This window comes from Paenibacillus sp. Cedars (assembly GCF_003184205.1).
GTDB classification, from domain to species: Bacteria; Bacillota; Bacilli; order Paenibacillales; family Paenibacillaceae; genus Paenibacillus_AQ; species Paenibacillus_AQ glucanolyticus.
The window spans coordinates 420,999-447,070 of record NZ_CP020866.1; the positions used below are offsets into that span (position 1 = coordinate 420,999).

Annotated in this window: 28 protein-coding genes; 22 read left to right on the plus strand and 6 right to left on the minus strand. The window is 49.5% G+C overall.

The features are described from left to right. Positions 1 to 58: 58 nt before the first annotated feature. Entirely contained in the window at positions 59 to 223 is a 165-nt protein-coding gene (locus B9D94_RS03420; protein ID WP_006212708.1) for a DUF1328 domain-containing protein, read from the minus strand. A gap of 280 nt (positions 224 to 503) precedes the next feature. Here B9D94_RS03420 and B9D94_RS03425 point away from each other — a divergent pair, with 280 nt between their 5' ends. The 11 genes from B9D94_RS03425 (at position 504) to B9D94_RS03475 (ending at position 12,558) form a co-directional block, all read left to right on the plus strand. Then, on the plus strand, positions 504 to 1,025 hold the full coding sequence (locus B9D94_RS03425; RefSeq protein ID WP_036643485.1) for a DUF948 domain-containing protein: 522 nt from the start codon (positions 504 to 506) through the stop codon (positions 1,023 to 1,025). Between the two features lie 56 nt (positions 1,026 to 1,081). Then, complete coding sequence (locus B9D94_RS03430; protein WP_006212706.1) at positions 1,082 to 1,621, plus strand: hypothetical protein; 540 nt, start codon at positions 1,082 to 1,084, stop codon at positions 1,619 to 1,621. A gap of 87 nt (positions 1,622 to 1,708) precedes the next feature. Next, a complete protein-coding gene (locus B9D94_RS03435) occupies positions 1,709 to 2,050 on the plus strand; it encodes a YflT domain-containing protein (protein WP_036643483.1) in 342 nt (113 codons plus the stop codon). A 254-nt stretch (positions 2,051 to 2,304) separates the two neighbouring features. Continuing rightward, positions 2,305 to 3,480 (plus strand): PP2C family protein-serine/threonine phosphatase, encoded by a 1,176-nt coding sequence (locus B9D94_RS03440; protein WP_148246464.1) that lies wholly within the window; start codon positions 2,305 to 2,307, stop codon positions 3,478 to 3,480. After that, on the plus strand, positions 3,477 to 7,136 hold the full coding sequence (locus B9D94_RS03445; protein ID WP_148246465.1) for a response regulator: 3,660 nt from the start codon (positions 3,477 to 3,479) through the stop codon (positions 7,134 to 7,136). Before B9D94_RS03440 ends, B9D94_RS03445 begins: the two co-directional genes overlap by 4 nt. Before the next feature lie 60 nt (positions 7,137 to 7,196). Beyond that, on the plus strand, positions 7,197 to 8,069 hold the full coding sequence (locus tag B9D94_RS03450; RefSeq protein ID WP_051449329.1) for a CheR family methyltransferase: 873 nt from the start codon (positions 7,197 to 7,199) through the stop codon (positions 8,067 to 8,069). 21 nt (positions 8,070 to 8,090) lie between these two features. Beyond that, on the plus strand, positions 8,091 to 9,770 hold the full coding sequence (locus B9D94_RS03455; RefSeq protein WP_148246466.1) for a response regulator: 1,680 nt from the start codon (positions 8,091 to 8,093) through the stop codon (positions 9,768 to 9,770). A 113-nt stretch (positions 9,771 to 9,883) separates the two neighbouring features. Continuing rightward, on the plus strand, positions 9,884 to 10,207 hold the full coding sequence (locus tag B9D94_RS03460) for an STAS domain-containing protein (protein WP_006212700.1): 324 nt from the start codon (positions 9,884 to 9,886) through the stop codon (positions 10,205 to 10,207). A 32-nt stretch (positions 10,208 to 10,239) separates the two neighbouring features. Beyond that, the gene (gene rsbW, locus B9D94_RS03465; protein ID WP_036643480.1) at positions 10,240 to 10,689 is read left to right on the plus strand and encodes an anti-sigma B factor RsbW; all 450 of its coding nucleotides are present in this window, start codon (positions 10,240 to 10,242) and stop codon (positions 10,687 to 10,689) included. Next, a complete protein-coding gene (locus tag B9D94_RS03470; protein ID WP_006212698.1) occupies positions 10,686 to 11,456 on the plus strand; it encodes a sigma-70 family RNA polymerase sigma factor in 771 nt (256 codons plus the stop codon). Before rsbW ends, B9D94_RS03470 begins: the two co-directional genes overlap by 4 nt. Positions 11,457 to 11,580: 124 nt before the next feature. Further along, positions 11,581 to 12,558, plus strand: coding sequence for a magnesium transporter CorA family protein (locus tag B9D94_RS03475; RefSeq protein WP_006212697.1), 978 nt, complete (start codon positions 11,581 to 11,583; stop codon positions 12,556 to 12,558). An 85-nt stretch (positions 12,559 to 12,643) separates the two neighbouring features. Here the strand turns inward: B9D94_RS03475 and B9D94_RS31375 are convergent, their stop codons facing one another. From B9D94_RS31375 to B9D94_RS03490, 3 genes are all read right to left on the minus strand, one after another. Then, a complete protein-coding gene (locus B9D94_RS31375; RefSeq protein WP_006212696.1) occupies positions 12,644 to 13,075 on the minus strand; it encodes a DUF5665 domain-containing protein in 432 nt (143 codons plus the stop codon). Positions 13,076 to 13,212: 137 nt separating this feature from the next. Then, positions 13,213 to 13,623, minus strand: coding sequence for a YtxH domain-containing protein (locus tag B9D94_RS03485; protein WP_006212695.1), 411 nt, complete (start codon positions 13,621 to 13,623; stop codon positions 13,213 to 13,215). A 51-nt stretch (positions 13,624 to 13,674) separates the two neighbouring features. Continuing rightward, positions 13,675 to 13,932, minus strand: a complete 258-nt coding sequence (locus tag B9D94_RS03490) for a GlsB/YeaQ/YmgE family stress response membrane protein (protein WP_006212694.1) — start codon at positions 13,930 to 13,932, stop codon at positions 13,675 to 13,677. 282 nt (positions 13,933 to 14,214) lie between these two features. On the opposite strand from B9D94_RS03490, the gene B9D94_RS03495 reads away from it, so the two are divergent. Both B9D94_RS03495 and B9D94_RS03500 read left to right on the plus strand, forming a co-directional pair. Further along, the gene (locus tag B9D94_RS03495; RefSeq protein WP_148246467.1) at positions 14,215 to 15,219 is read left to right on the plus strand and encodes an asparaginase; all 1,005 of its coding nucleotides are present in this window, start codon (positions 14,215 to 14,217) and stop codon (positions 15,217 to 15,219) included. A 66-nt stretch (positions 15,220 to 15,285) separates the two neighbouring features. Then, complete coding sequence (locus B9D94_RS03500) at positions 15,286 to 16,005, plus strand: pirin family protein (protein WP_006212692.1); 720 nt, start codon at positions 15,286 to 15,288, stop codon at positions 16,003 to 16,005. A 96-nt stretch (positions 16,006 to 16,101) separates the two neighbouring features. On the opposite strand, the gene B9D94_RS03505 is transcribed toward B9D94_RS03500, so the two are convergent. Next, positions 16,102 to 16,329 (minus strand): DUF1128 domain-containing protein, encoded by a 228-nt coding sequence (locus B9D94_RS03505; protein ID WP_006212691.1) that lies wholly within the window; start codon positions 16,327 to 16,329, stop codon positions 16,102 to 16,104. Between the two features lie 181 nt (positions 16,330 to 16,510). Between B9D94_RS03505 and yyaC the strand changes: the two genes are divergently transcribed. From yyaC to B9D94_RS03530, 5 genes are all read left to right on the plus strand, one after another. Then, positions 16,511 to 17,050, plus strand: a complete 540-nt coding sequence (gene yyaC / locus B9D94_RS03510) for a spore protease YyaC (protein ID WP_036643477.1) — start codon at positions 16,511 to 16,513, stop codon at positions 17,048 to 17,050. A gap of 107 nt (positions 17,051 to 17,157) precedes the next feature. Next, positions 17,158 to 17,949 carry an alpha/beta fold hydrolase gene (locus B9D94_RS03515; protein ID WP_036643476.1) on the plus strand — a complete coding sequence of 264 codons (792 nt, stop codon included), beginning with the start codon at positions 17,158 to 17,160 and terminating at the stop codon, positions 17,947 to 17,949. 350 nt (positions 17,950 to 18,299) lie between these two features. Beyond that, positions 18,300 to 18,992: a DUF6483 family protein gene (locus B9D94_RS03520; protein WP_036643475.1), complete on the plus strand. Its 693-nt coding sequence runs from the start codon at positions 18,300 to 18,302 to the stop codon at positions 18,990 to 18,992. A gap of 32 nt (positions 18,993 to 19,024) precedes the next feature. Beyond that, positions 19,025 to 20,206: a class I SAM-dependent methyltransferase gene (locus tag B9D94_RS03525; RefSeq protein WP_148246468.1), complete on the plus strand. Its 1,182-nt coding sequence runs from the start codon at positions 19,025 to 19,027 to the stop codon at positions 20,204 to 20,206. Between the two features lie 924 nt (positions 20,207 to 21,130). Continuing rightward, positions 21,131 to 23,266, plus strand: a complete 2,136-nt coding sequence (locus tag B9D94_RS03530; protein ID WP_148246469.1) for a tetratricopeptide repeat protein — start codon at positions 21,131 to 21,133, stop codon at positions 23,264 to 23,266. Positions 23,267 to 23,367: 101 nt separating this feature from the next. Here B9D94_RS03530 and B9D94_RS03535 read toward each other — a convergent pair whose 3' ends face one another. Continuing rightward, positions 23,368 to 23,682 carry a hypothetical protein gene (locus tag B9D94_RS03535; RefSeq protein ID WP_148246470.1) on the minus strand — a complete coding sequence of 105 codons (315 nt, stop codon included), beginning with the start codon at positions 23,680 to 23,682 and terminating at the stop codon, positions 23,368 to 23,370. Between the two features lie 151 nt (positions 23,683 to 23,833). Here B9D94_RS03535 and B9D94_RS03540 point away from each other — a divergent pair, with 151 nt between their 5' ends. The 4 genes from B9D94_RS03540 to B9D94_RS03555 all read left to right on the plus strand — a co-directional run bounded on the left by B9D94_RS03540 (position 23,834) and on the right by B9D94_RS03555 (position 26,023). Further along, on the plus strand, positions 23,834 to 24,442 hold the full coding sequence (locus B9D94_RS03540) for an undecaprenyl phosphate transporter UptA (RefSeq protein WP_148246471.1): 609 nt from the start codon (positions 23,834 to 23,836) through the stop codon (positions 24,440 to 24,442). 3 nt (positions 24,443 to 24,445) lie between these two features. After that, a complete protein-coding gene (locus B9D94_RS03545; protein WP_006212681.1) occupies positions 24,446 to 25,012 on the plus strand; it encodes a thioredoxin family protein in 567 nt (188 codons plus the stop codon). 2 nt (positions 25,013 to 25,014) lie between these two features. After that, on the plus strand, positions 25,015 to 25,653 hold the full coding sequence (locus B9D94_RS03550) for an MBL fold metallo-hydrolase (RefSeq protein WP_148246472.1): 639 nt from the start codon (positions 25,015 to 25,017) through the stop codon (positions 25,651 to 25,653). A 178-nt stretch (positions 25,654 to 25,831) separates the two neighbouring features. Beyond that, positions 25,832 to 26,023, plus strand: coding sequence for a hypothetical protein (locus B9D94_RS03555; protein WP_063477769.1), 192 nt, complete (start codon positions 25,832 to 25,834; stop codon positions 26,021 to 26,023). The last annotated feature ends 49 nt before the right edge of the window (positions 26,024 to 26,072 follow it).

Sequence of the window (26,072 nt, forward strand, 5' to 3'; positions counted from 1 at the left end):
TTTTTTTTACATTTGCTCTGTGTATGTTCAATGCATGGGCTTCAAGTATGCGACAGTGTCACATACTTCGTCTGCGTCCGGTAAAGAGAGAGATCACAAACAGGACAACGAAGATGAAGAACAGAACCTTCGCAATGCTGGCTGCAGCCTCTACGATACCGAAGAAGCCGAAGATCCCTGCAATCAATGCAACAACTAGAAAAATAACGGACCATTTTAACATAATGTTCACCCTGCTTTCTTAATCGATTTTAATTGGATATGCTCCTGGGATTGCATGATGTTCTATGAAGCGGCATATACCCAATTTGAAGGATCGTTAGGGAGGCGTTGGCAAGTTGCCTCAGCGCCCTTCGTAGTGTTCTTTAACCGAGGCGGCAGAGGATGAAACAACTTGGCGAATGGTGGCATTCCTGGCAAATGCCCTTTGTTTCGTAAGGTTGGGGATGGGGTAACTATTGCGTATCGAAAACCAAACATTACTGGAAAGTGAGGGACAACGTATGCTAACACAAATCAGTGTTGCCATCATCGCTGTAGCGTTTGCGGTTCTTGTCTTCTTCTTGATCAAGACCTTAAAGGCCGCAACACAATCGCTCGAAAAGGTAACACAAACACTTCAGGAAGTTCAAAAGACCGTGGACGAATTGAGCTACGAAGTGAAGCAGACGATTCGAAATACAAACGATATTACGGTGGATGTTCAGCATAAGATGAAACAGATCGACCCTGTAATGGATACCGTCAAGAACCTGGGAGAGGCTTTAAGTGAGGTTACCTACGCGGTGAAGCAGGTTTCCTCAGGCATGGTCAGCCGCTTCAAGCAGTCCAGGGTGGAGCAGAAGGAAGAGCCGCGCATTCGTCAAGAAGTGCCTGTGACAGCCCAAGACCGCACGTTCCAGTCTTATGATGCCGTATATCAGAATACAGAAGCACAAGAGAAGTCACGCAGTCGGAATTGGTTAGCCTATGTGGACACAGCCGTTAGTCTGTGGCATAGTTTCCGCCGTCAAAAGGCCAGATAAATCGAAAGAGCGAATTCAAGTTACAGCTCTGTAAGGTGAAGAAAGGAGGAGGTCGCATGTGGAATGTCACACTGTTGATGGTAGGGCTCTTGATTTACTCCGGAGGTGGAGGTGTTGTGTCAGAGCCACAGCCACAGCATACAGCCGGGATATCGCAGCCGCCTATAATTCTAGCCGCTTCGGATGTTGGACAAGCACATATTAGCGACAATTCTGTAGAGAGCTATGGGACATTAAACGGGATTTCCTTAACGGATAGCAAGAAAGACGTTATCCGTAAGCTGGGAACGCCGGCCCGAACTGAACAGGAAGACTTGAGCGGGATAACCAAGCTTCATTATAAAGACATGGAGGTTGGTGTCCGCAACGGTTATACCGAATACGTTCATGTGAAGCCCTCTGCAGACTCCTTTCAGGTGGAAGACCAGAGCATAGGTATGACAACCGAACGGGTCCGGGCGTCCTTGGGCAAGCCATATTTTAAAGCCGAGGACGGAGATGTTTATCTCGAGAATCAAAATGCGCTTAAGGTTTATGTGGATCGGGATACCGGTCAGATTGAAGGAATTGATTTGTTTTTCGATTATAGTCAATAAAACTGTTTCAACCTTGAACAGGATGGGTAATAACAGTTGGACTATAACCTAAATTTAGGTTTTACACTATTAGGGGAGGTTTTCATCATGGAATTTACAAATACACAGTCTTATGCAAAAGTCGTTGAGAATGGTACGCAGGCGGTTCAGGAGGTTCAGAACCTTCGCCAGTCCGGCTACGATAATGATCGGATCTATGTGCTGGCTCACGATTCGGATAAGACGAGCCGGATTGTGGATGCATCAGATGCCAATAACGTAGGCATCAAAGAAGAAGGCGTGTTCGATGCCTTTGCGAATCTGTTCCGCTCACGCGGCGATGAACTGCGCGCCAAAATTGTATCTCTAGGATTTACCGAGGCAGAGGCAGGCTTCTATGAGAAGCAGCTGGATCTGGGTAAAGTACTCGTTATTGCTAAGAAGGATTAATAACTGTAACGGAAGTTCAGCCTTGTTGCTGTGACTATAGTATGAGTTATAGGTCTTAAAACATAGATAAGGAATGAGACATAAACAGGTCTCATTCCTTATCTATGTTTTAAAAGAATGTTCCATGAACCTATTAAAAGTGGAAGATTCAAGTTTTACACCCTTTTTCTATGGCAAAAGATACAGCGGTTATTATAGTATAATAGTAGGAAAAGGATTTCTATCGTATAAACCGAACGTTAAAGGAGAGGGCAATGAGAATATTAATCGTAGACGACAATCCGACTAACGTCATCATTATTCGAGAAATCTTGAAAAAGGAAAACTACCAGGATACCGTATCTGCATCTTCAGCCCTGGAAATGTTTGAGCATTTGGGACTTGGGGATCGCAGCCATGTGCTGCATCCACGAAGAGCGGATATCGATCTGGTTCTGTTAGATATGATGATGCCTGAGATGGATGGAATAGAAGCATGCCGTATTGTTCAGCAATACGAGCATTTGAAGGATATACCGATCATTATGGTAACCGCCGTCGGCGATTCCAAGAAGCTGGCAGAGGCCCTTGATGCCGGGGCTGTAGATTATGTGACCAAACCGATCAACAAGGTTGAACTTATGGCACGGATACGCCTGGCGCTCCGGTTAAAGCATGAGAAAGACTGGCATATTGAGCGTGAACAGCGGGTGCAGGCGGAGCTTAAGCTTGCGGCTATGGTTCAAAATGCCGTCCTGAGCTCTCCAATTGAAGATGAGCAGCTAGAGATTCATGCACTGTACCAGCCTTCGGCAGAGCTTGCGGGAGATTTGTACGCATGGTACCCGCTTGGAGATGGCCGTTACGGCGTGATTCTGCTGGATATGATGGGACACGGTATTACTTCGTCCCTATTTTGCATGTTCATTGCCTCGGTTCTGAAAGACACCGTGACGACTTATGTCGAACCGGAGAAAGTCGTTCAGGAATTGAACCGCAGGTTCAATCAGCTAAGCCTTGGCGAACAGCTGATACAGTACTATTTTACAGCTATCTATCTTGTCGTAGACACGCGTTTGAAACGGGTGGACTATGTTAATGCCGGTCACCCACCGGCGCTGTTCTTCCAGGAAGACGGCCGTGTTATGACCCTGGACCAAGGCTGCTGCCCGGTAGGCTTGTTCGATCGGATTGAAGACATGGAGCCAAGAAGCTTTCAATATGAAGGCGAGGGTCATTTGGTGATGTATACCGACGGTCTGCTTGAATTGGTGGACGGCGGACATGACGAGAAGCTGGACTATTTGAAGGAACATTTGGGCGGCCCTCATCATTGGAGAGAAGATGAGATGAAGGAACAATATTTTGTAGATGATCCAATGCAGGAGCGAGAGGACGATAAATGCCTGGTTTGGATATCTCTTAAAAAAGGAGAGAACATAAATCAATGAAGCTTAAGAGTAAGTTAGTCATTGGTTTTACAACCTTGTTAGCTCTCATGCTGGTTCTTACCCTGATTGGGTACGACCGGATTAGTTATATGAACAGCCAGATGGACAAAATCTATGAAGAGCGCTATCAAAAAGTGCGAAACTCCAGCGGTATGCGCGGGGAAGTCAACAATATGGCGCGCGAGCTAACGAATATGATTTTGAGCAATGACCAATCCACGTATGCTGTATCCAAACAGGAAATCGAAAGCATGACCACAAAGGCAGTGGAATATTTCTCATTCATTCAAGATAGCGTAAATACCGCTGAGGAGCAGCAGCTGCTGGTCCGGATTGAACGTGCGGTTAATGAATATATTGTATACCAGAACAAGACACTGGATCTGTTGGCCAACAGCGATGCAGACGAGGCTAACTCGCTACGTAATTCAACAGGGCAATCGGTTCAGGATGAAATGCTTACCAGCTTAAACGAGCTTAGCAGCTACGAGAATCAGAAGATCAATGATGATATTACGGCAGCCAAGGCTGCTTATGACCGTTCCGTTCAGATGTTCATTTATATTATGGCCGGTGGACTATTAATCGGGATGCTGGTCATTCTATGGATCCTTCCAAGCATTACCCGGGGCATCAACGTTGTCTCGATGATGTTGAAGAGTTTTGGGGAAGGCAGACTGAAGGCAATTCGCCGTATCAAAGTTACGTCCAAGGATGAATTTGGAGATGTAGCCCGGGTATTTAAAGACTTGTCCGAAGATATTCTCGAGAAGCAGCGGATAGAGGAGACCTATCTTCAGGCGCAGCGTGATCAATCGTGGCTTAACTCGAATATGGCCAGAGTAACGGAGCTGCTGGAGGGGATTAATTCCCTTGAAGAGGTGGGTCAGCGGTTTATTAGCGAATTCACACCGATATTAGGTGCTCACTATGGAGCTATTTATATTCATCAAGAAGATAAACATCCGAATAAATTGGAACTGAAAGGTTCCTATGCGCATGAGGGCGGCGAGGAGCCCAAGATTTCCTTCATGATTGGGGAAGGACTCGTAGGGCAAGTCGCGATGGACAAGAAACCGATTGTGCTGAGAAATGCGCCTGACGATTACATGAAAGTGGAGTCCGGCTGGGGATCATCCAGACCGATTTCCGTCATGATCTATCCGATTCTGTTCGAGAATGAAGTGCTGGGTGTGGTGGAGCTGGCAGCCTTCGAGGAGACAACATCCCTGCAGGAGCAGCTCATCTCACAGCTGAGTCAGTCGCTTGGCATTATTCTGAATAATATTACAGGACGCCTGCGGGTCGAGCAGCTGCTGCGGGAGTCGCAGGCGATGACAGAGGAGCTTCAGGTTCAGTCGGAGGAGCTGCAGACCCAGCAAGAAGAGCTTCGCCGTTCCAATGAAAATCTGGAGGAGCAAACCAATGCCCTCAAACGTTCCGAAGATTTGCTGCAGCGTCAACAGGAAGAGCTCGAGCATTATAATACCGAGCTGGTTGCCAAGACGCGCGCGCTGGAGGAACAGGTGCAGGAAGTGGAAGAGAAGAACGATGAAATTGAGAAGGCCCGGTTGAAGCTAGAGCAGCAAGCGAAGCAGCTTTCGGTTACAACCAAATACAAGTCGGAGTTCATGGCAAATATGTCTCACGAACTGCGAACCCCTCTTAACAGCCTGCTCATCTTGTCACAGCTGCTGTCTGAGAATAAGAGCGGAAATCTGAGCGATAAGCAGATTGAATATGCGCAGACGATTTATATGTCAGGTTCGGACCTGCTCAAAATGATTGATGAAATTCTCGACTTGTCCAAAGTGGACGCCGGGAAAATGGAAATTAATTACGAGGATGTTCAGCTGCAGGATATTGAATCCTTTGTGGAGCAGAATTTTGCCGCTGTAGCGTCGCGTAAACATATTGATCTTCATGTACACATCGGGGAGGACATTCCGCAAAGCATCGTTACGGACAGTCATCGCGTGAAGCAAGTCCTTCGTAACCTGCTGTCCAATGCATTCAAGTTCACGAACCAAGGCTCCGTTGAACTTCATGTGGAGAAGGCCGATCCAGAGAAACTCCCTATCTATTTGAATGCAGAAGCAGACTATGTGGCATTTGCGGTAAAAGACAGTGGAATTGGTATACCTGCTGACAAAACCGATCTGATCTTTGAAGCTTTCCAGCAGGTGGACGGCACCACAAGCCGCAAATATGGCGGGACCGGGCTCGGCTTGTCGATCAGCCGCGAGCTTTCCCGTCTGCTTGGCGGGGGGATTCTGGTTGAATCGGAAGAAGGCAAGGGCAGCTGCTTCACTCTCTTCCTGCCGAGCAGCCCTCCGGAAGTGGTTCAGGGAGTACAGGAGGCAGCGGCGTCCATTGAGGCTCCGCCAGAGAGCAATCTGATTGTTCCGAAGGCCAAGATGGTCACAACAGAGGTCAACCCATCCGTACAAGTGGATGATGATCGCAACCAGATAGGGCCGACCGATCGAGTGCTGCTCATTATTGAGGATGATGTGAAGTTTGCCAGAATCCTTCTGGATATGGCTAGAGGACGCGGGTTCAAAGCCTTGGTTGCTCTGCAGGGGGATATCGGCCTGGAGATGGCGAAGTCCTACAGACCGGACGCCATCATCCTGGATATTCAGCTTCCGGTCATCGACGGCTGGTCCGTCATGGGCGAGTTGAAGAGCTCAGCGGTTACGCGTCATATTCCGGTGCATGTGATCTCGGTTGTGGACGAAGTGAAGCAAGGACTTATGATGGGGGCTATCGCCTACCTGAAGAAGCCATCATCCAGAGAGGCACTGGAGAATGCGTTCACGCATATCGAATCGTACGCGGAAAAATCGATGAAACATCTCCTGATTGTTGAGGACGATGACATTCAGCGTAACTCCATCATTGAATTGATCGGTCATGACGATGTATCTATTACGGCGGCATCCACGGGTGCCGAAGCACTCAGCGAGCTGCGTAAGCAGCGCTATGACTGTATGGTGCTTGATCTGATGCTGACAGACATGACGGGCTTTGAGCTGCTGGATCAGATTCGTGATGATGAGAACCTGATGGATCTGCCAATTATTATTTATACCGGTAAGGATCTGGATTCGAAGGAAGAGATGCAGCTTCGCAAATATGCGGAGTCCATCATCATTAAAGACGTGAAATCTCCCGAACGGCTTCTGGATGAAACGACCCTGTTCCTCCACCGGATTGAAGCCGATTTGCCGGAGGATAAACGTAAAATTCTGCAAAAGCTGCACAATAAGGAAGAGCTGTTCGAAGGCAAGAAGATTCTGCTTGTGGATGATGATATTCGCAACGTATTTGCTCTCTCCAGCGTACTGGAAGGATACAACATGGAAGTGACCTTTGCCGAGAACGGCAGGGAAGCGATAGAGCTGCTTCAGGATAATCCGGACTACGATTTGGTGTTGATGGATATGATGATGCCGGAGATGGACGGCTATGAAGCGATGCGCCTTCTGCGAGAGATGCCTGAGTTCGAAAAGCTGCCGATTATAGCATTGACAGCCAAAGCCATGAAAGAGGACCGGGCGAAATGTATTGAAGCCGGAGCCTCTGATTATATGAAGAAGCCGATTCAGACCGAGCAGCTTCTTTCACTTATGAGGGTTTGGTTGTATTCGTAAACCGCTTTTGTGGGTAAAGTACAAGTAGCAAATAAACACTCGGAAAGCGGTGCACCCGTTATGTCATCTAGTAACCATACTGAATCAGAACAACTGTTGATAACAGAGGATAGCGAATGTGAGCTGGAGCAGATCGAGTTGGAGCTTCTTTTGGAAGGTATACATCGATTCTATGGTTACGATTTTCGTAATTATGCTATTCCTTCATTGAGGCGGAGAATCTGGCATCATGTGCATGCCGAAGGGGTATCCTCGATCTCCGCGCTTCAGGATAAAGTACTCCACGACCGTTCTTGTTTTGAACGGCTCATATATAATCTGTCCATTCCCGTCACGGAAATGTTCAGGGATCCCAAATTATTCCTGACATTCAGGCAGACGGTAGTTCCTCTGCTTCGTACGTATCCGTATATACGGATATGGCACGCCGGCTGCTCAACTGGAGAAGAAGTGTATTCCATGGCGATTCTGCTTCATGAAGAGGGGCTGTATGAAAAATCCCGGATTTATGCGACGGACATGAACTCGCGTTCTCTCCAGCAGGCCAAGGAAGGCGTGTTTGACATCAAACGCATGAAGCAGTACACCAAGAATTATATGGAGGCGGGCGGAACCCGCTCGTTCTCCGAATATTATACTGCGAAGTACAACTCGGTTATTTTTCAACCGTATTTGAAGAAAAACATGATTTTTGCAGAACATAATCTGGCAACGGATCGTTCCTTTAACGAGTTTAATGTGATCTTTTGCCGGAATGTCATGATATATTTCAATGATCAGCTGCGGGATCATGTGCACGGATTATTTCACGAGAGTCTAAGCCATTTCGGTATTCTCGTACTGGGTGCCAAAGAGTCCATCCACTTTACGAATTACAGTGAAGCCTATGAGACACTGGACCGGGTCGAGAAAATTTACCGGAAGATTAAATAGAAAGTTTTGTAGGAGGATCTCATGGGGTTTCACGAACCGATTCATATTCTGTTGGTAGATGACCGCCCTGAAAACTTACTTGCACTCGAAGCTGTTCTGGACAGTGAGCAATACACGCTAATAAAAGCGACTTCGGGGGAAGAAGCTCTGCGGTATCTCTTGAAGTATGACTTTGCTGTGATTGTTCTGGATGTACAGATGCCCGGTATGGACGGTATCGAAACAGCAAGGCTGATCAAGGCGAGAGACAAAACAAAGGATATTCCGATTATCTTTATTTCTGCAAACAGCAAGGATGCGGAGCATCTCTTTGCGGGTTATTCGGCAGGTGCAATCGACTATATGGTTAAACCTTTTATCCCTCAAATCTTGAAGTCCAAGATCGAGGGTTTTGTCGATATGTACCAAACCAATAACAGACTCAAGATCCAGTCCATGCAGCTGCATCAGAAGACGCTGGAACTGGAGAAGATCAATCATGAGCTTGTGCAGGCGAAGGAAGCAGCGGAGATTGCCGTTAAAGCCAAAACGGAGTTTCTGGCGATGATGAGCCATGAAATCCGTACGCCGATGAATGGCGTGATCGGTATGATCGATTTGCTGATGGACAGCGAGCTTCAGGAAGAGCAGCGGGAGTATGCAACGATCATCCGCAACAGCGCGGATGCTTTGGTTAACATCATTAATGACATCCTGGATTTCTCCAAGATGGAATCCGGCAAGATGGAGCTGGAGGAATATCCGTTTGATCTCAAGTCTTGTGTGCAGGAAGTGTTCGGTTTGTTCTCGGGAGAAGCCTCCAAGAAAAATTTGCAGCTTTCGTATTACATTGAGGAGCGTATTCCGTCGATGGTATTTGGCGATATGGGACGTCTTCGCCAAGTATTGGTCAATCTGGTATCCAACGCTGTGAAATTCACCAATGAGGGTGGAGTATATTTGGTTGTATCGCTGACCCAAGTCGAAGAGGACCGGTTAACCCTCGAATTTACGGTGAAGGATACGGGGATTGGCATCTCATCAGAGAAAATCGATCGGCTGTTCAAGCCATTCTCGCAGCTTGATTCCTCCATGACCCGCAAATACGGAGGGACAGGGCTGGGACTTGCCATCTGTAGATCCCTTGTGCAGATGATGGGTGGGGACATTACGGTGGAATCCAAGGAAAATAAGGGTGCCACCTTCGTATTTACGATGTGTGTTCATACCTATGAGGAAGGAGACTATCGACGGCGAGAAGATGAGCCTACCGATAAATTTCGCGTCCATGGGGAGAGACAAGCCAACATCCTGATTGTGGATGATCACCCGATTAATCGAAAGCTGATGGACAGCATGCTGAAAAAGATGGGAATGAGCGCGGACATGGCAGAGGACGGTAAGCAGGCGGTTGATATGGTTGCCGGTCCTAAAGTGTACGATATCATTTTTATGGATCTGCAAATGCCGGTTATGGATGGCCTGGAGGCTGCACGCCTGATCCGTCAGATGAAGAATGGAGCGGATGCACCTATTCTGGTTGCCATGACAGCCAATGTGATGGATGGTATCCAGAAGCGCTGCTCGGATGCCGGAATGGACGAATATATTAGCAAGCCGGTCAAAATCAGCTGCGTTAAGCACCTGTTGTCCCGATATACACCAGTGGAACCGGACGACTGGGACAACCGTCCAAACAACATTCGAATCATTAACGGTTAGGGAAAAGATTCGTTTCCATATATTAGCACGGCCACATTCCCCTTCAACCTGTTTCAACGAGTTAGATAACGGGTTATGTAAAGGGAAAACAAATTATTTGGGAGAGAGTGTCTATGAATACAAAAACAAATGATAAGTTCAATGCCAAGACTCAGATGAGCGAGGGTGTATGTACTGTATTTTTGAGCGGTGAACTTGATCTGTCCGTCGCTCCGGATTTTCGATTAGTAATGGAACCTCTTGTCGGCAATTCCGAAGTAGACTTGATCGTCAACATGAAGGACATGACATATATTGATAGTACAGGTATTGGTATTCTTCTGTCGATACTGAAAGCAAGACACGGCATGGAAGCCCGTTTTGCAGTTGAGGAAGTTCCGCCGCAAATTCAGAAGCTGTTTGATATGACGGGTATTGCGAAGTTCTTTCAGTCGTAAGAAGTATTCCCAATAGGAAAGGATCGAAAAGAATGAATTCAGATGTACAAAGAGTAACACTTAATTTGCCTGCCAGTGCTGAATACGTGGATATCGTAAGGCTGAATCTGTACGGGATAGCTTCCAAGATGGGCTTCTCCTATGAAGAGATTGAAGATATGAAGGTTGCAGTGTCTGAGGCCTGCAATAACTCGGTTTTGTATGCGTATAGTCAGGAAGGCGGAATGGTAGAGGTATTATTCCAAGTGACTAGCGAGTCGCTATCCATTACGGTCAGAGACGAAGGGGAGAGTTTCGACAGTGTGGGAGCGGTTGGTAACCGTTCACTTCATGATAAAGATCTCAGTGAGGTCCAAATCGGCGGACTCGGCTTCTACCTGATGGAGGCGCTTATGGATGAGGTGAGCGTAACAAACCAGGCTGGAAAGGGAACCGAGGTTATGCTTACGAAGCGGCTTGCAAGAAGCGAGGAGCGGGTATGAGTGATAAGGTGACTCCCCCAGAGTCCAGGGATGAAGCAGTACATTTAATACAACAGTATCAGCAGACGAAGGATAACGATATCGCAACGGTGCTGATTAAGAAATATGAGCCGATGGTCAAAATGGCTGCGGGCAAAATTGCCCGGAATCGGCCGGATCTGTATGAGGACTTATATCAGGTGGGTCAGATGGCATTAATCCGTCTGCTTCAGCAATACGACATTAGCCTGGGGATTCCGTTCGAGCCCTATGCCATGAAGAGCATGATTGGGCATATGAAAAACTTCCTCCGCGATAAGTCGTGGTACATTCAAGTACCCAGACGAATCAAGGAGAAAGGTGCCTTGGTCCAGCAGGCAATTGATGAGTTAATGGTGAAGCTGGAGAGGTCTCCGGATGTGAATGAGATTGCAGCTTATCTGGATCTATCCGTTGAAGAAACCGTCGAGGTGTTAGCCGGACGGGAATGCTATCACTACGTATCACTCGATTCCCCATTATCTCAGGAAGAAACCGGAGCAACGCTTGGAGAGCTGATTAGCTCGGATGTGAATGACTTTGATTCCGTGGAGAAGCGGATGGATCTTCAGCAGGCGATGAGTCAGTTGAAGGAACAGGAGCAGAAGGTGCTGCTGCTGGCATTCCAGGAAGGGCAGTCCCAGCGGGCCATTGCTCAGAGACTTGGAGTATCGCAAATGAGTGTGTCGCGTATCCAGAAGCGGGCAACGGAAAAATTGAAGCAGATTATGTCCAATTCATCTTACTGATATGGACAAGCCCCGTAGTGACAGACGTATGGGAACATAAGGCACGCTTCCTCAATTATAGGAAGGCGTGCCTTTTTGGAACCGCAATATCCGGATTGAAATAGAAGGGAGTGGCAAAGAGAGTATGCTTGCGCCAGATAGAGCGGAGGGTCAGGATATATATACTTTTGCAGGAGGGTGGCAGTGGCATGATGTCCGAACGGATGATTGGCAATCCTCCTGGATTGGTGAACTTCGAACGCGTTATCCCTATACGTCCGAATGGTTTGATCTGGCATCGACGTTAAAGGATCGGAATTACTTGTCCGTTCGCTTCAAAGAGGGCGTAGAAACCGTTATTATGGGGACCATGCTCTATAAGGTTACGTCCGATCCTGATCATCACAAGTCGGAACAGTTCTATTTCTATTTGGACGATCATGTGCTGATTACCATTAATCTGGATGACCATACCCGTAGTGTGATGGCCAAGTCGGAGAGAACATCCATGCTCCATCAATGCCGGGGGCCTGCAGATGGCATGTTTGTTCTGGCACGGGCGATTCTGCATTATTATCATGCAGGGATGGATCAATTCGAATGCAATCTTCGGCTTGTTGAAAGTGATATGCGCACGCGCAACCGGCGAACCTTGATGGATAAGATCCTGTCGGCCCGGTTCGAGTTATTGGACTGGAGTAATCTGTTTATCCCATTTCAAGAGCTTGTTGCCGCCGCTAGAGAAGGCTATCATAACCAACTGGATGACAGCCGCTCCTTCCAGCAGCTCCAGTACAGAGTGGAGAGACTGGAGCAGCTGATCCACCATTATGAGCGCGAAATTGATACGCTTGTTTCTATTGATGATGCCATCTCCGGATTCCGCGGCAATGAAATTATGAAGACGCTGACGATTTTTACCGTCGTCTTCACACCGGCCACGGTGATCGGTGCCGTATGGGGAATGAATTTTGAGAACCTGCCGGCTATTAAAACATTCTGGGGATTTACGGCAATCAGCGCTTTCATCCTGCTGTGGACCGGTGGAATGTACCTCTGGTTGCGTGCGAAAGGATGGACGGGTGATTTGCTCCGCGTGAAGTCCAAAAACAGAAACATATAAAATCAAGGTTAGTAGGAAAATTTAGCGTCATAACAGCCCGGTACCTGCTTAGGTTACCGGGCTGTTTGTATGCAGCGAGAGCTGGCTAGGATTTGGATTGATCGATATATCCTTGCAGATCGGAGATGAAATCTCCAATCATCGGTACATTGACAAAGAAGCTGAGAATGTAGCCCAAGAGACCAAGCACAAGAGCCGTGCCCAGGGTTAGACCGAGCCCCCGGGACAGCCCGGCCGTGAGGTTGGCAATGATGCGTTTCTTGGGATTCATGTAATTGTCGATCATATCCTTCATTTCCGATTTCTCCAGGGTGGCCGCGATTTTGTCCAGACGAGTGTTCAGCTTCTTCACTTCATGCCGGAGCTCGAAAGGGTGCTCCTGAACATCATCTGCCGCGCTGGAGTGCCTTTCCTTGGTTGATGCAGATTCCTCCCGCTTTTCCTCATGTGGTCTGGAATGCCCCCCGCTTCGTGTTGAGAGGCTGGAGCCGCTGTTATATGGATTGGCTTTGCTCATGAGATATCCCCGCTTTCTTAGGCAGATGCCCCGTGTCATTTCACCTGCAGAACAATACACTAATAACAAGTAACCTTCTAACGCTCTGGCACAAAAATAGCCAGCTTTGTCAGCTGGCTATTTCGTGACTTCACGAATTAATAATTCGTAGTCGATTTTATTTCACGGCTGACATCGGAAGAGGTGTCCATCGCTTTTTCCTTCACGTCTTTGGAAGCACTGGATACCTCGTCGGACACATCCGCTGAGACTTCCTTAACGCTGGACATAATATTTTGACGGCCTTCATTCACCGTTGTCATGACATCGGAGGCTTTGCTGCCCACGGTTTTAGCCAGCTCAGAAGCCTTATCGCCAACAGTGCAAGCAACTTCCTTGGTTTTATCGGTTACGATGCTCAGCTTCTCGGACAAATCGCCACGAAGCTCGCGGCCTGGCTTGGGAGCGAACAACAGAGCTGCTGCTGCTCCGACCAATGCACCGATAAAAGCACCTCTAAAGAATGTGGATCCGCCTTGTACTGGATTTTCTTGTTCTGTGTGATTCATAACTTTCACTCCTTTTAGTTAATATAAAGTTTAAACATATAAACACGAGTATCAGGCTGTGCGTCTAAACAATTTGGCAACAAGACCGAGCAGGAATACAAAGATGGCCGTACCGATAATAGCAGGTACAATGGCAAATCCGCCAATTACAGGGCCCCATGCTCCGAAGAGCCACGGTCCGAGCCACGCACCTACAAAACCTGCGATCATGGATCCGATAATTCCGCCCGGCATTTCATGACCCACCAGCGCATCCCCGATAATCCCGATGATGATTGCCATCACGATGCTGATAATGATTCCCCACATAGGATCGCCTCCTTTTTCAGAGCAATGTTTTTCGTGTGGGCTTGCTTATCTCGTAATTAAACGTAAGGCCACATCGTGAAACAGGGCAGACGGGGAACGGGGAAGAAAATAAAATGTCCATCCTCTGCGGAATTTACCCTGCTGTCATTTGCGGATTTTTGTACTATACTGGATAAGGATTTGCAATTATTATCGAATAAAAGATCTATTTCGATGTCACAAACACTCGAATTATTCAGGAACGATGCTGTCATAGACGGTTTATAGAAGGAGTCGTGCAACATGGATACTGTATTGGTGAAGGAATATCGAGCGGATATAGTGGAGTGCGTCCACAATGGACATATATGTATTGTTAATGATGAAGGAGCCGTTCAAGCCTATGCAGGAGACCCGGAGTATGTCGCATTCACGCGTTCCTCCGCCAAGCCGCTGCAGGCAATCCCATCCATCCGTGCGGGATTGGCAGATCATTATGGGTTAACAGTAGAGGAAATTGCGATTATGACGGCTTCCCATCGGGCAGAGCCGGCCCATGTTGAAGTATTGGAGCGCTTTGCCCGCAAGGTAAGCATTGGGGAGTCCAATATGGTCTGCGCATCCAGCTGGCCGCTGGATGAAGGAAGCAAGGAATCTCTTTTGCGTGAAGGAAGCGATAAGAGCAAATGGTACCATAATTGCTCGGGCAAGCATTACGGCATGCTTGCCTATTGCCAGATGGCGGGATACCCGCTTAAAGGATATGACCATCCGGAACATCCGCTTCAGCAGGAGATTCTTGGAACGGTCTCCGATTTGGCCGGATTGGCACCCGGAGATATTCGTCTAGGCACGGATGGATGCGGACTGCCGGTATTTGCTATGCCGCTCCGTGCTCTGGCCACCGCCTATATGAAGCTTGCATCCCCTGACCGGATCGAGGATGAGCCTACGCGAAAGGCGGTCCTTACGATCACATCGGCTATGAATGCATCTCCCTATATGGTTGCGGGAAACCACAAAGTGGACACCCTCCTTCTGGAAGATGATAACGTGGTGGCAAAAGGGGGCTTTAAAGGGGTGTACTGTTTTGGTCTGAAGAAGGAGCGATTGGGTATTTCGTTTAAAATCGCAGATGGTTCAGAGGAAGAGTGGGGCTGGATTGTGGAGTCCATACTGGAGCAAATCGGATACAGCAATAAGACGACCCTCCAGCGGCTGAAAGCCGCGTATCCCAAGGATCTATTCAATGATGAGGGACGCAGGGTAGGCAGGGCCGAAACTGAATTTATACTGACCCGCGTTTAAACAAGAATGATTAGATCGAAATCCGCCGGGGTATTAGAATAGTAAAAACGGCGGAGGTGACCGGCCATGATTAAGATCATGACGGCTGCGGAAAGACATACTACCCATGATGATGGTATTCATAGTGAATTCAGTTTTTCTTTTGGAGATTATACAGATCCGCATAATGAGCATTTTGGAAGCCTACTCGCACATAATGAATATGTGCTGAAACCGATGGAGGGTTTTGATCGCAGGTTTCATCATGACTTGGTGATTGTCCATTTGGTGCTGGAGGGCAAGTTAACGTATGAGGATGATAAGGGGAAGTTTATGGAGCTTACCCCAGGCACGATTCATGTTGTGAATACAGGCTCGGGTGTATATCATGCAGAGAATAATGCGTCTTCCTCCGAAGATGTCCGTTATCTGGAAATGTGGTTTTTACCTGCTGAGCCGGGTCTTGAGGCCAGTCATCACCAAGGCGACTTTACACAAGCACAGCGATTAAACCAGATGCTTCCGATCATCGGATCGGGTGACGGTGAACGCAGCTTGCCCCAATCATTGGATGTTGTGATGTACAGCAGCATACTCGAGACAGGCAAAGAGCTGACGTACAGCTTATCCGAGGATAGGAGAATGCATGTGTACGTTATCAGCGGCCAGGTTGAAATATCATCGGAAGACGGAGTATTTGATATTTCATCCGGTGACGCCGCCAGAATACAGCGTCGTCATGAGCTGACCTTCCAGGGGAACTCAAGTGAGGGGAACTCGGAAGTAGTTATCATTGATATGCCATAGATTAGGACGGCAAAGCCCCCGGAAACTCGCGAATTTCATTAGCGAAGTTCCGGGGGCTTTGCCGTGGAATGGGTATCTGCTTGGTTTCTTTACGATTTAATGATTTCCGCGAAGCTGGCCGAGTTCTGATACTACGGCTTCCACTTCGGATATGCTGAGATTTTGTTTATTCATGACCATATCATACAAGTCATAAATATCATCGTATTGATTAACCGAGAAGGCGGAAGCCTGCATTGCAGCGCCTGTAGCCATCCGAAGCTTTGTTTTGATCTGCTCAATCATATACTCGACATTCGCTTGCGATTTTTCATTCAAGTTCATGTGTAACACCATCCTCTCTTCGGCGGATTTACGATTTTCATCCCTGTATTGTATCATGTTACTGTGCAGCTCGACCAATGTTTTTGCCATTGTGGACGTGAATAGGTTAAAATCAGGAAAAAACCTGTTTCAAAGGCATCGGTAAGCAGTATGGGAGCATGGATTAATGAGGAGGTCCGTCATGAGCGAACAAGCTGATAAACCGCCAATCGTATATGCCGCCAAGGCCAAAATGTCGGGCCACGAACTGATGGTTTTCTTTCAAATGATCTCGCAGCGGCATGCAATCGAAAGCATTGTGTTCTTATGTATTGGTACCGATCGTTCAACGGGGGATGCACTGGGACCGCTGACGGGAAGCCGGCTGGCGGCATATGGGTTCCCGCACGTGGTTGGGACGCTGCCTGAACCGTGTGATGCCTTCAATCTTCAAGCGAGACTGAACGGGATACCCGCGGATAAGGTGATTGTTGCCATTGATGCGTGTCTGGGGCAGGCTTCCTCTGTCGGTTATTTCTTTACGAGTGAAGGTCCATTGACACCAGCCCAGTCTGTCGGAGGGAAGCTTCCTTCCGTGGGAGATTACAGTGTGGCAGCCGTTGTGAATGTTCAGGGTCCAAAGCCTTATTGGACCCTGCAGGTAACGTCCCTTTACCAAGTCATGGGGATGGCGGAGGAGATAGCACGGCAAGCGGCATTGGCCTTTAATCTTAGGACATAAGGCATGGCGTTTCAGCCTGGGTTGATTCTGTTTAATATAGATCATTCTTTATAAAATAATGGGTGTCTACCAAATGGCATCCGCTGAATAGAAAGAAGGGTATCGCTATGGAAAAAGTACAATGCAACGGCAGCACGATTTGTTATGTTGATCAGGGACAAGGTGAGCCGGTCATTTTGCTTCACGGGTTCTGCGGAAGCTCTGCCTACTGGGAACAGATTCTGCCATTTCTTCAAGGCTTCAGAGTCATTGTACCGGATCTCCGGGGACACGGACGGTCTGACGCACCGATGGGACCTTATACCATCGAACAGATGGCAGACGATGTACTCCAGTTAATGGATGAGCTCGATATTCCGAAGGCTGCATTACTTGGCCATTCCCTCGGAGGCTATATTACGCTCTCCTTCGCCCAGCGTTACGCTTCTCGTCTGAACGGCTTCGGCCTGATTCATTCTACGGGTTATCCGGACTCGGATGAGGCGAAGGAGAAACGAGTGAAGGCGGTTAGCACCATTCAAGGGGAAGGCATTACTGCTTTCGTTGACGGGTTGGTGCCCGGCTTATTCGCTCCTGGCACAGAGGATACCAAGCCAGAGTGTATTCAGCGGGCGAAGGAGATAGGCTACCTGACACCACCGCAGGGAGCAATAGGGGCGGTGCTGGCTATGCGTGAACGTCCGGACAGACGCGACGTTCTCTCGGCATCCATACTGCCTATCCTGCTTGTAGCCGGAGAGAAGGATGGATTAATTCCAGCAGAGCGTACCTTTACGACAGAGAATGACAATGTAACTCGCATTGTGATTGAAGGTGCCGGACATATGAGTATGATGGAGACGCCGGAGAAACTTGGCGAAGTGATTACGTCTTTCATGGAACAGCTTGAACATGAATAAACGCATGACAACCCTTGTATAGCTTATAATAAACGGATACCTCTTGAATCGGGGTATCCGTTTTATTTTTTTCATAATGTGTTTGGTTTGCTCCCATCATCCATCCTGGGCTGATCAGTGCTGTGTTGTTGAAGGTTACCCCGCGCTACTGGAATTCTGATCCCGGATAGCCTACAATTTAATCTAGATTGAGCTTAGAGTAATGAAGGCTGCGCCGCAGAGGGAATCTGCGAAGCTGCCCAGCGATCACAGGTGAGTGTCCGGCAGCGGAACTCATATTGGAAATATAACAATCAGGTCACTAGATGAATACGCTGCATTCGAAGTGATGCAGGTTAGGGGGCAAGCGTATGTTTCGCAGGGATTATCTCGTGCGTCTTATAGAGGATATGTCGCAGATGATTGCCAAGGTGTTTTCGCTGAAGCAGGAGCGCAAGCACACAGAAGCGCTCTGGGAATTGGATGATCTATTCAAACGGCAGTTCCGGTTGAATTCCCAGCTGCTTCGCTCACTGTCTGCTTCCGATATTGAGCAGTTATTTCGAAATCACGGCTATCTGGAGGCGGACAAGCTGCAGAGTGCTGCAAGACTAATGGAAGAGGAAGCCTCCATTCTGCTTGAGTTGGAGCGTGAAGAAGAAGCAGCGCTGCTCTATACCAAGGTCTTTCAGTTATATTTGAAGGCTGCCCTGCAAGGGGCCGATCCCAAGCTCCTGAACTTGCCGGAACGGATACACATCGTGAGGGAGCGTTTAAAGTCATATGCATTGCCTGACACCGCTGCGCGGGATTACTATGCATATGCGGAGCAGCAGGGGATGTATGCGGAGGCCGAGAACATCCTTTATCAATTGCTGGATCACCGTGCGATTGAATATAACGAAGCGCTGCAGTTTTATCAACGATTACAGCTGAAGTCGCCTGAAGAGCTAGTCAATGGAGGGCTTCCTCTTGAGGAAGTCCGCGAAGGAATGGATGAGCTTCACCGTCGATTCCAGCATTCGGAGGAGGACGGTGGCGAGCAATCTATCCGTCAGGATTAACCTGTCCCTGTCTATACCATAAAGAAAGTGAGATGTACCTTTTGGATACATTAAGAAAATTGATTCATAACATCATGGAAGAAAGATCATTAATTACGGCTACACTGAGCCAGCTTCGCAAGCGGGAAGGCATGACCTACAGCAAGGTGACGATCAAGCCCGTAGATCTCAAGAACAAGCTCCACTATCAGTTCGCCTATTATTCGGGCACCAAGGTAACCCATCAGAACGTGCCGTTGGATGAGGCGGAGGCCGTGCTGGTGGACTTGTTCGAGAATGTATTCCGGCAGGCGATGATCTACACACCGGAAGCGGATTATCAGGTTCTGATATCCAAGAAATACAAGGTTTCGATTCTGACGAAATCGCCGTCCAAGACGAAGACAGATTTATCCCATAACCGAAAAAAGACGTACATTCTCGAAGAGGGGGAGCCAGTTCCGTTTTTGGTGGAGCTGGGCATTATGAACGAGGATGGCAAGGTGTTTGCCCGCAGATACGATAAGTTCAAGCAGATTAACCGTTTCTTGGAGATGGTTGAGGATGTTCTTCCCCATCTGCCGGAGAACCGTCCGTTGACCATCGTCGATTTTGGCTGCGGTAAATCCTATCTGACCTTTGCCTTGTATCATTATTTGGCGGTAACCGCACGCAGAACGCTGAATGTTGTCGGATTGGATCTAAAGGCGGATGTGATCGAACACTGCAGTATGCTGGCGAAAAAACTGAATTATAACCAACTGCGGTTTCTTGTCGGCGACATTGCGGAATATGACGAACTGGAGCAGGTCGATATGGTGGTTACGCTGCATGCATGCGATACGGCAACCGATGCAGCGCTGGAGAAAGCAGTCCGTTGGGGGGCCTCGGTCATCCTGTCGGTGCCTTGCTGCCAGCATGAGCTGTTCGCCCAAGTAGAGAGTCCCATCATGGAGCCTTTGCTGTCCCACGGTATTCTGAAAGAACGCTTCTCGGCGCTTGCGACAGATGCGATCCGGGCCAAGCTGCTGGATCTGATGGGGTACAAAACGCAGCTTCTGGAGTTTATCGATATGGAGCATACGCCCAAGAATATCCTGATCCGTGCGGTCAGCGGTTCGGCCGGTGATCGGGATAAGCTGTGGCAGGAGTATACCGCGTTTCGCGATTTTCTGAGCGCTTCGCCATATCTTGAGCGAGCGTGCCAGGATTTATTGCCAAATGCAAAAAAATAATTCGCGTTTTGACCCTGTGAACGATGAAAGTCCCTCACAGCCGCAAGGCTATGGAGGCGTAAGCAGACTAATTCATGTTGACCCTGTAAACGATGAAAGTGCGAGAGCTCACTTTCATCGTTTTTTGATTATGATATAAGAAAGTATGCTCTATCTGAAATCAGCACCTTGACGGATGCTTTGGAATGCGATAACAATCGACCCTCTTAATGTATTCATCACGCCCACGGTGCGTGGTCCGAGGTTTGCTTGGATGACTGGTGAAGCTAATGGACTGGAGCGAGCTTATCTGCCATAAAAACCAGAGTTTGATTTGCTAACGGACACGAGGGTTCTTATTTGCCCAAAAACAACCCCAAAGATGCGTTCAAATGCCGAAAAAGGGCTGTGGTGTCCGTTAGTTCTTACAAGTTCTCGATTTCGTTGAAATAACCTCTCTCTGGTCCGTTAGGATGATGTCATACTCCCCAACAGTGTCACACTCCCCAACAGTGTCATACCTCTCAACAGTATTACATTGATGCTGTGGCTGCTGTGGGAGGAGAGGGATTCAATGCTTATGTAGAGGCTATAATCAAACCGGCTAGATAGGGCTCTGCAAAACCCGAAGACTCTAAATTCTTCTTCAATACGCCTGTCCTGATCTTCTTCTGAATCGATTGGTCCAAGCGTTGTTTCTGCTTCTAGACAACTTTACAAAGTCATTTGCGTCTGTGAGCCGGACAATATGGACCGTACTGTAAACCATCCCCTAATCCAGCAAGGAGTTCACCGCCAGTTCCATAAGAATAGCCGTGTGGTTCCTTGTCCAAAATGGATAATAGGTTGTGTTGACTCTGTGAGCCGAATGGATGAAGGCCTTGAAATGAGCATCCACATGCGAGGGTTACACACACATTCCTTATGGAATCGGGGTGTTCATTCATGGTACAGACCACATTTCGTTATGGGGTTGTGATGCTGATCGTTCTTCTGCTTGTCGCTGGTGTTCGTACAGGAATGTTCTTTGATATGGACGTATATCTGATCGGAACAGGTTTCGGTATGCTCCTGCTGGTTATGGCGGGAGTACGGCTGTTCGGAACACGCCGGAGGGTGGCGGCAGTTCAGCGTGTCATGATGCCGGATACTCTGCTGTTTGATAGAGGTCTGCCCGTTATCCTTGGATGTATATGCGGCATCCTGTTGCTTTATGGATTTCATGGAATCAGAGGGCCGCTGTCGCTGGAGGGTACGATGAAGGAGATCGTTCTGTGGGGAGGTTATGGAGCCTTTGCAGCTGCTGCATGGAGCGTGTGCCGTACAGCAGAGGGTCTGAAGGCAATGCGGATGGGCTGGCATCTGCTGGGGGCAATTTTGTGCGGCAGTGCGCTGCTTGCCGTATATGGGCTCCTGGAGCTATCGTATGGGATTCACCATACGGCGGATGCGGCGATCAGCGCGACGGGCGCGAGGCTTGGCGGACTGCTTCAGTACCCGAACACGTTCGGGGCCGTGATGGCCGCCTTCCTGCTGGAGCGGCTGTTCGCGCTGCCGTCCGTCCCGTGGACTCGGACGAGCACGCTCCGCGCAGCGGCGGCCTTGCTGCCGCTGCTGCCCTACACCGCCGCGCTCCTCCTGACGGAGTCGCGCGGCGCCTGGCTCGCGGCCGCACTCGCGTGCGCGGCCGGCTTCGCCAAGGAGCGGCGTGCCTTCGCGCCGCTCCTTGTGGCTGCCGCCGCGCCTCTGGCAAGCGCGGCGCTGCTGTACCGCCAGCTGGCTGCTGCCCAGCTGGCTCCAGCGGTGCTGCCCGGCCTGCTGTGGCTGGCCGGGCTCTGGGCCGGCGGCGTCCTCGCCGGCCTGCTGCTGTGCCGCTGGCGGCACAGCGCGGGGCCCCGGCGGCGATATGCCGCGTTCGGGGCATCGGTGGCGGCGGCGCTGCTCGTCGCCGCCGCAGGCGTGCTGATCCTGCTGCAGGTGCAGGATCGGGCACTTGGCGGCGCGGCAACGCTTAGCGCGCGCCGCCTCATGTACAGCGACGCGTGGCAGCTGGCCCGGTCGTCGCTGTGGCTGGGACGGGGAGGGGAGACGTGGCGCCAATCGTACCTTGCCATTCAGTCCCAGCCTTATGTCGGAGCCGAGGTGCACAGCGGATATATTGATATTTTGCTGGACACAGGTTTCATCGGATTGGGGCTCGTCCTTATTCTGCTGATCTTTGTTCTGACCAAGCTCATGCAGGCAAACCCACGAGCCATGCCCCCGGCCATCGTGCTGATCGCGCATGCGGCAGTCGATTTTGACTGGAGTTTTGGACTGGTATGGCTAATGCTGCTGTGGATCGCAGCGATCGGGTTGGCTGAAGGCATCTCCGGCCAGGAGCCCCGGCATGGACATACTGCAGCGCAAAGGCGCTGGCAATTCAAGCTGGCGGTACCACTGCAAGCGGTCGTCCGGGAAGGGAAACGGGCCCATCCGGCTTGGCGGCTGCTCAGTCTGACAGCCATCCTGATGCTGCTGGGCTGGACTGTTCTCGCAGCTTCCTTGGGCATCAGCGAAGTCAACCGCCGTGCTGCTGTATCGGCTTCAGACGGAGGGCAGATCGCGCTGCTCCAATCCGCATTAAAGTGGAATCCTGCCAACACGAGTGCAGCAATGAGCTTGTCCGATCGGCTGCAGCCCAATCAGCGAATCCCGCTGCTGAAGAGGAGTATGGTCTATGCACCCGAACACCCGGGGCTTAGCTGGAGGCTGGCAGAAGCGTATTCCCTTCGAGGCGAATCAAAGGCAGCGGCGGCTTGGTATGACAGGAGCCTAACCCTGGACCGCTTCAATGCAGTTAAGCAAACCCGAGCCGTGCTAAAGCTGGCCTCCCTCGCGGACTGGCACCATACGGCAGGAGAGCAGGCCGAATCGATCCAAGCAGCTCGGTCTGCTCTGGCCATCCTGCAGCGCTATCGTTCTCTTGCCGGAGGACTTCATGACATCACCCATCTTCGAAATGATCGGGAGTTTTATCTGACCATGCTTGCGAACCGGCAGGTGAAGCGTCTGGAGAACAGGCTTGATCTAGGAACATAAATGCTTGAGTTCTCCAGGCCACCGATTTGTGAAATCATGAGTCGAAGGATGCCGCTTCCTTGTTTCGCTTAGGGTTTCATGGCAACTGAAGGCAGCAGGGGCTACCTGCCAAAAGCATCCCGGAAAGCGGAGGCCAACTGGCGTTCCGGGACCTCCCATAACTCTGCCAGCTCACTGCACACCTCTTTTTCCCACCACTCGCACAGCAGCTTTTTGTTGCTATGGTTATCGTGGATCCAGATCAGGTTGCCAATCACCTTCCGGTAATACAATTCTTCTCCTTGCTTCAGGCTTTCCGGGGGAATGTACAGCTTGAGGCGTTTGGTCGTTCGGTATAATTCTTTGCTGCAGGCCCGCCTGATACCGCGGGGGGTGGGGGGCTTGCTGTCGGGTTGTTTGGCATGGGGAGAATGCATACGTGACTCACTCCTTTGCTTCACCATATGTCCTGAAACGGGCGGAAGTCACTGTGCCGCCTATAAATGGGCGCAGTAGAAGGCATGTCCCGGGCTGTGTTAGAATAGGCTAGTATAAGAAATCAACGCAGTAGGGAAGCGGGGGACGGGCGTGGAATTCTTTTACGAGGCTGTCGGTCAATTGTTTGCATGGATCCAGCAACTGGGTTATTTCGGCATCATGCTCGGCTTGATGGTAGAGGTCATCCCGAGCGAGATCGTATTGGCATATGGGGGATATCTGGTTTCCCTGGGCGAGTTTCATTTTCTGGGGGCCATGCTCTTCGGTACCATTGGCGGCGTATTGGCACAGTTGTTTATTTATTGGATCGGCCGTTACGGCGGAAGACCCTTCTTGGAGAAGTACGGGAAGTACATATTGATTAAGAAGAAGCATATTGATTACGCCGAGGAGTGGTTTGGCAAGTACGGCACGGGCGTTATTTTTACGGCCCGGTTTGTGCCTGTTGTCAGACACGCTATATCGATTCCGGCCGGCATATCCAAGATGAATGTAGGCCGATTTACGCTTCTGACCACATTAGCCGTAATTCCGTGGACGGCATTATTTTTATACCTTGGCTTGCTTCTGGGAGACCAGTGGGAGCACATCGATGAGAAGGCAGGGCCATACGTGCAGGAAATTCTGCTGGGGGCACTGGCCGTCATGATTCTTTATTTTTTGATAAAATGGATAAAATCAGCGAAGGCGAGGTCGTAACGAATGAGTATGAATATGGCAAATCATTTGGGAACAGGCATATCTCCTCAGCAGTTTATGGATGGCATGCAGAAGAATCAGGACACCTTCAAGGCAGGGTATGAACAGTTTGCCTGGGAGAATGAAGAGGACAAGGAGTTTTTCGAGAGTCTGAATTTCCGCGATGACCTGCGGGTCCTTATTCTGGCAGCGGATTGGTGCGGTGATGTTGCGCGTAATATTCCTGTGGTGTTCCGTGCGATGGAGACGGCGGGAATCGAGACCGAAGTGCTTATTATGGAAGAAAACCTGGATGTCATGGATGAGTTTCTAACCATGGGTGGGCGCTCGGTGCCGGTTGTTATTATTTCCGATACCGGTGGTCATGTTCTCGGCACATGGGGACCGCGTCCGGCACACGTACAGAAGTTCATGATTCAGTTCAAGCAGGACAACCCGGATCGTGAAGCACCAGATTATCAGGATAACCTTGCCGCAGCACGTCAGAGCATCATTCAAGCCTATGGAGAAGGGTACGAGGTTCACGCTGCTATTATTAAGGAATTGCGCGAACTGATCTCGGGATTCTAATCATGACACTTCATATTGAAACCTTCAATTTAGGACCGCTTCAGACAAACGCCTACCTGCTGACAGGCCCCGTGGAAGGCAAAGCGGTTATTATCGACCCGGGGATGAACCCGGGTCCCTTGCTTAAGCGGATTGCCGATTTGGAGATTGAAGCGATCCTGCTGACGCATGCACATTTCGACCATATGGGCGGCGTCGAGGAAATCCGTAAGCTGAAGGGCTGTCCCGTCTATCTGCATTCCATTGAGAGCGATTGGCTGACCAATCCGAAGCTTAACGGCTCATTAATGTGGCCGCAGGTGAGTGCGCCGTTGTCAACCGGACCGGCGGAGTTTGATTTGGCGGACGGACTGGAGCTGCAGTTGGTTGGACATACGTTCAAGGTCTATCATACGCCGGGTCATTCCCCGGGTTCCGTCAGTTTTCGGAGTGGAAACGATCTCTTCTCGGGCGATGTGCTGTTCCGTTTAGGTGTGGGACGCACGGATCTTCCGGGCGGCCGTGAGCGCGATTTAGTGGACTCCATTCAAAATACGCTGTATACATTCCCTGATGAGGTCGTTGTTTACCCTGGACATGGACCAAGGACAACCATTGGCTATGAAAAGCAGCGGAACCCCTACGTCTCTTCGAGTCGGTGAGGATAACATCCGACAAAAACCGGGAATATTTGTCTGGACAAGTTAAGACAAGATTGATACAATACGGTTAATTAAATGTTACCCATTGCGAAGCACGCAGACTGTGGAATTTATCCCGGTTTGCGTTCTTTTATTTTATGGGGAGTTTTGGCATGGACGTGATTAGGGGGAAGCGCCTTTGAGGAAGGATCATCTATCGCTGTTGAACGGGAATGTTACAAGAAGCGACGAAGTTGATCGACAACCCGAGTCGAAGCGGCCAGCTCAGACGGAAATAACTTCGGTTGTCTGGGACCGGCTCGTGAAGGACGAGGGAATAGCGCAGCAGCCATGGTTTCATCGGCTGCAATGTATAAGATTTAATGAATGACATTGGAATGCAAACCTGACACCCTCATCATGAAGTTTTAATTTTAATC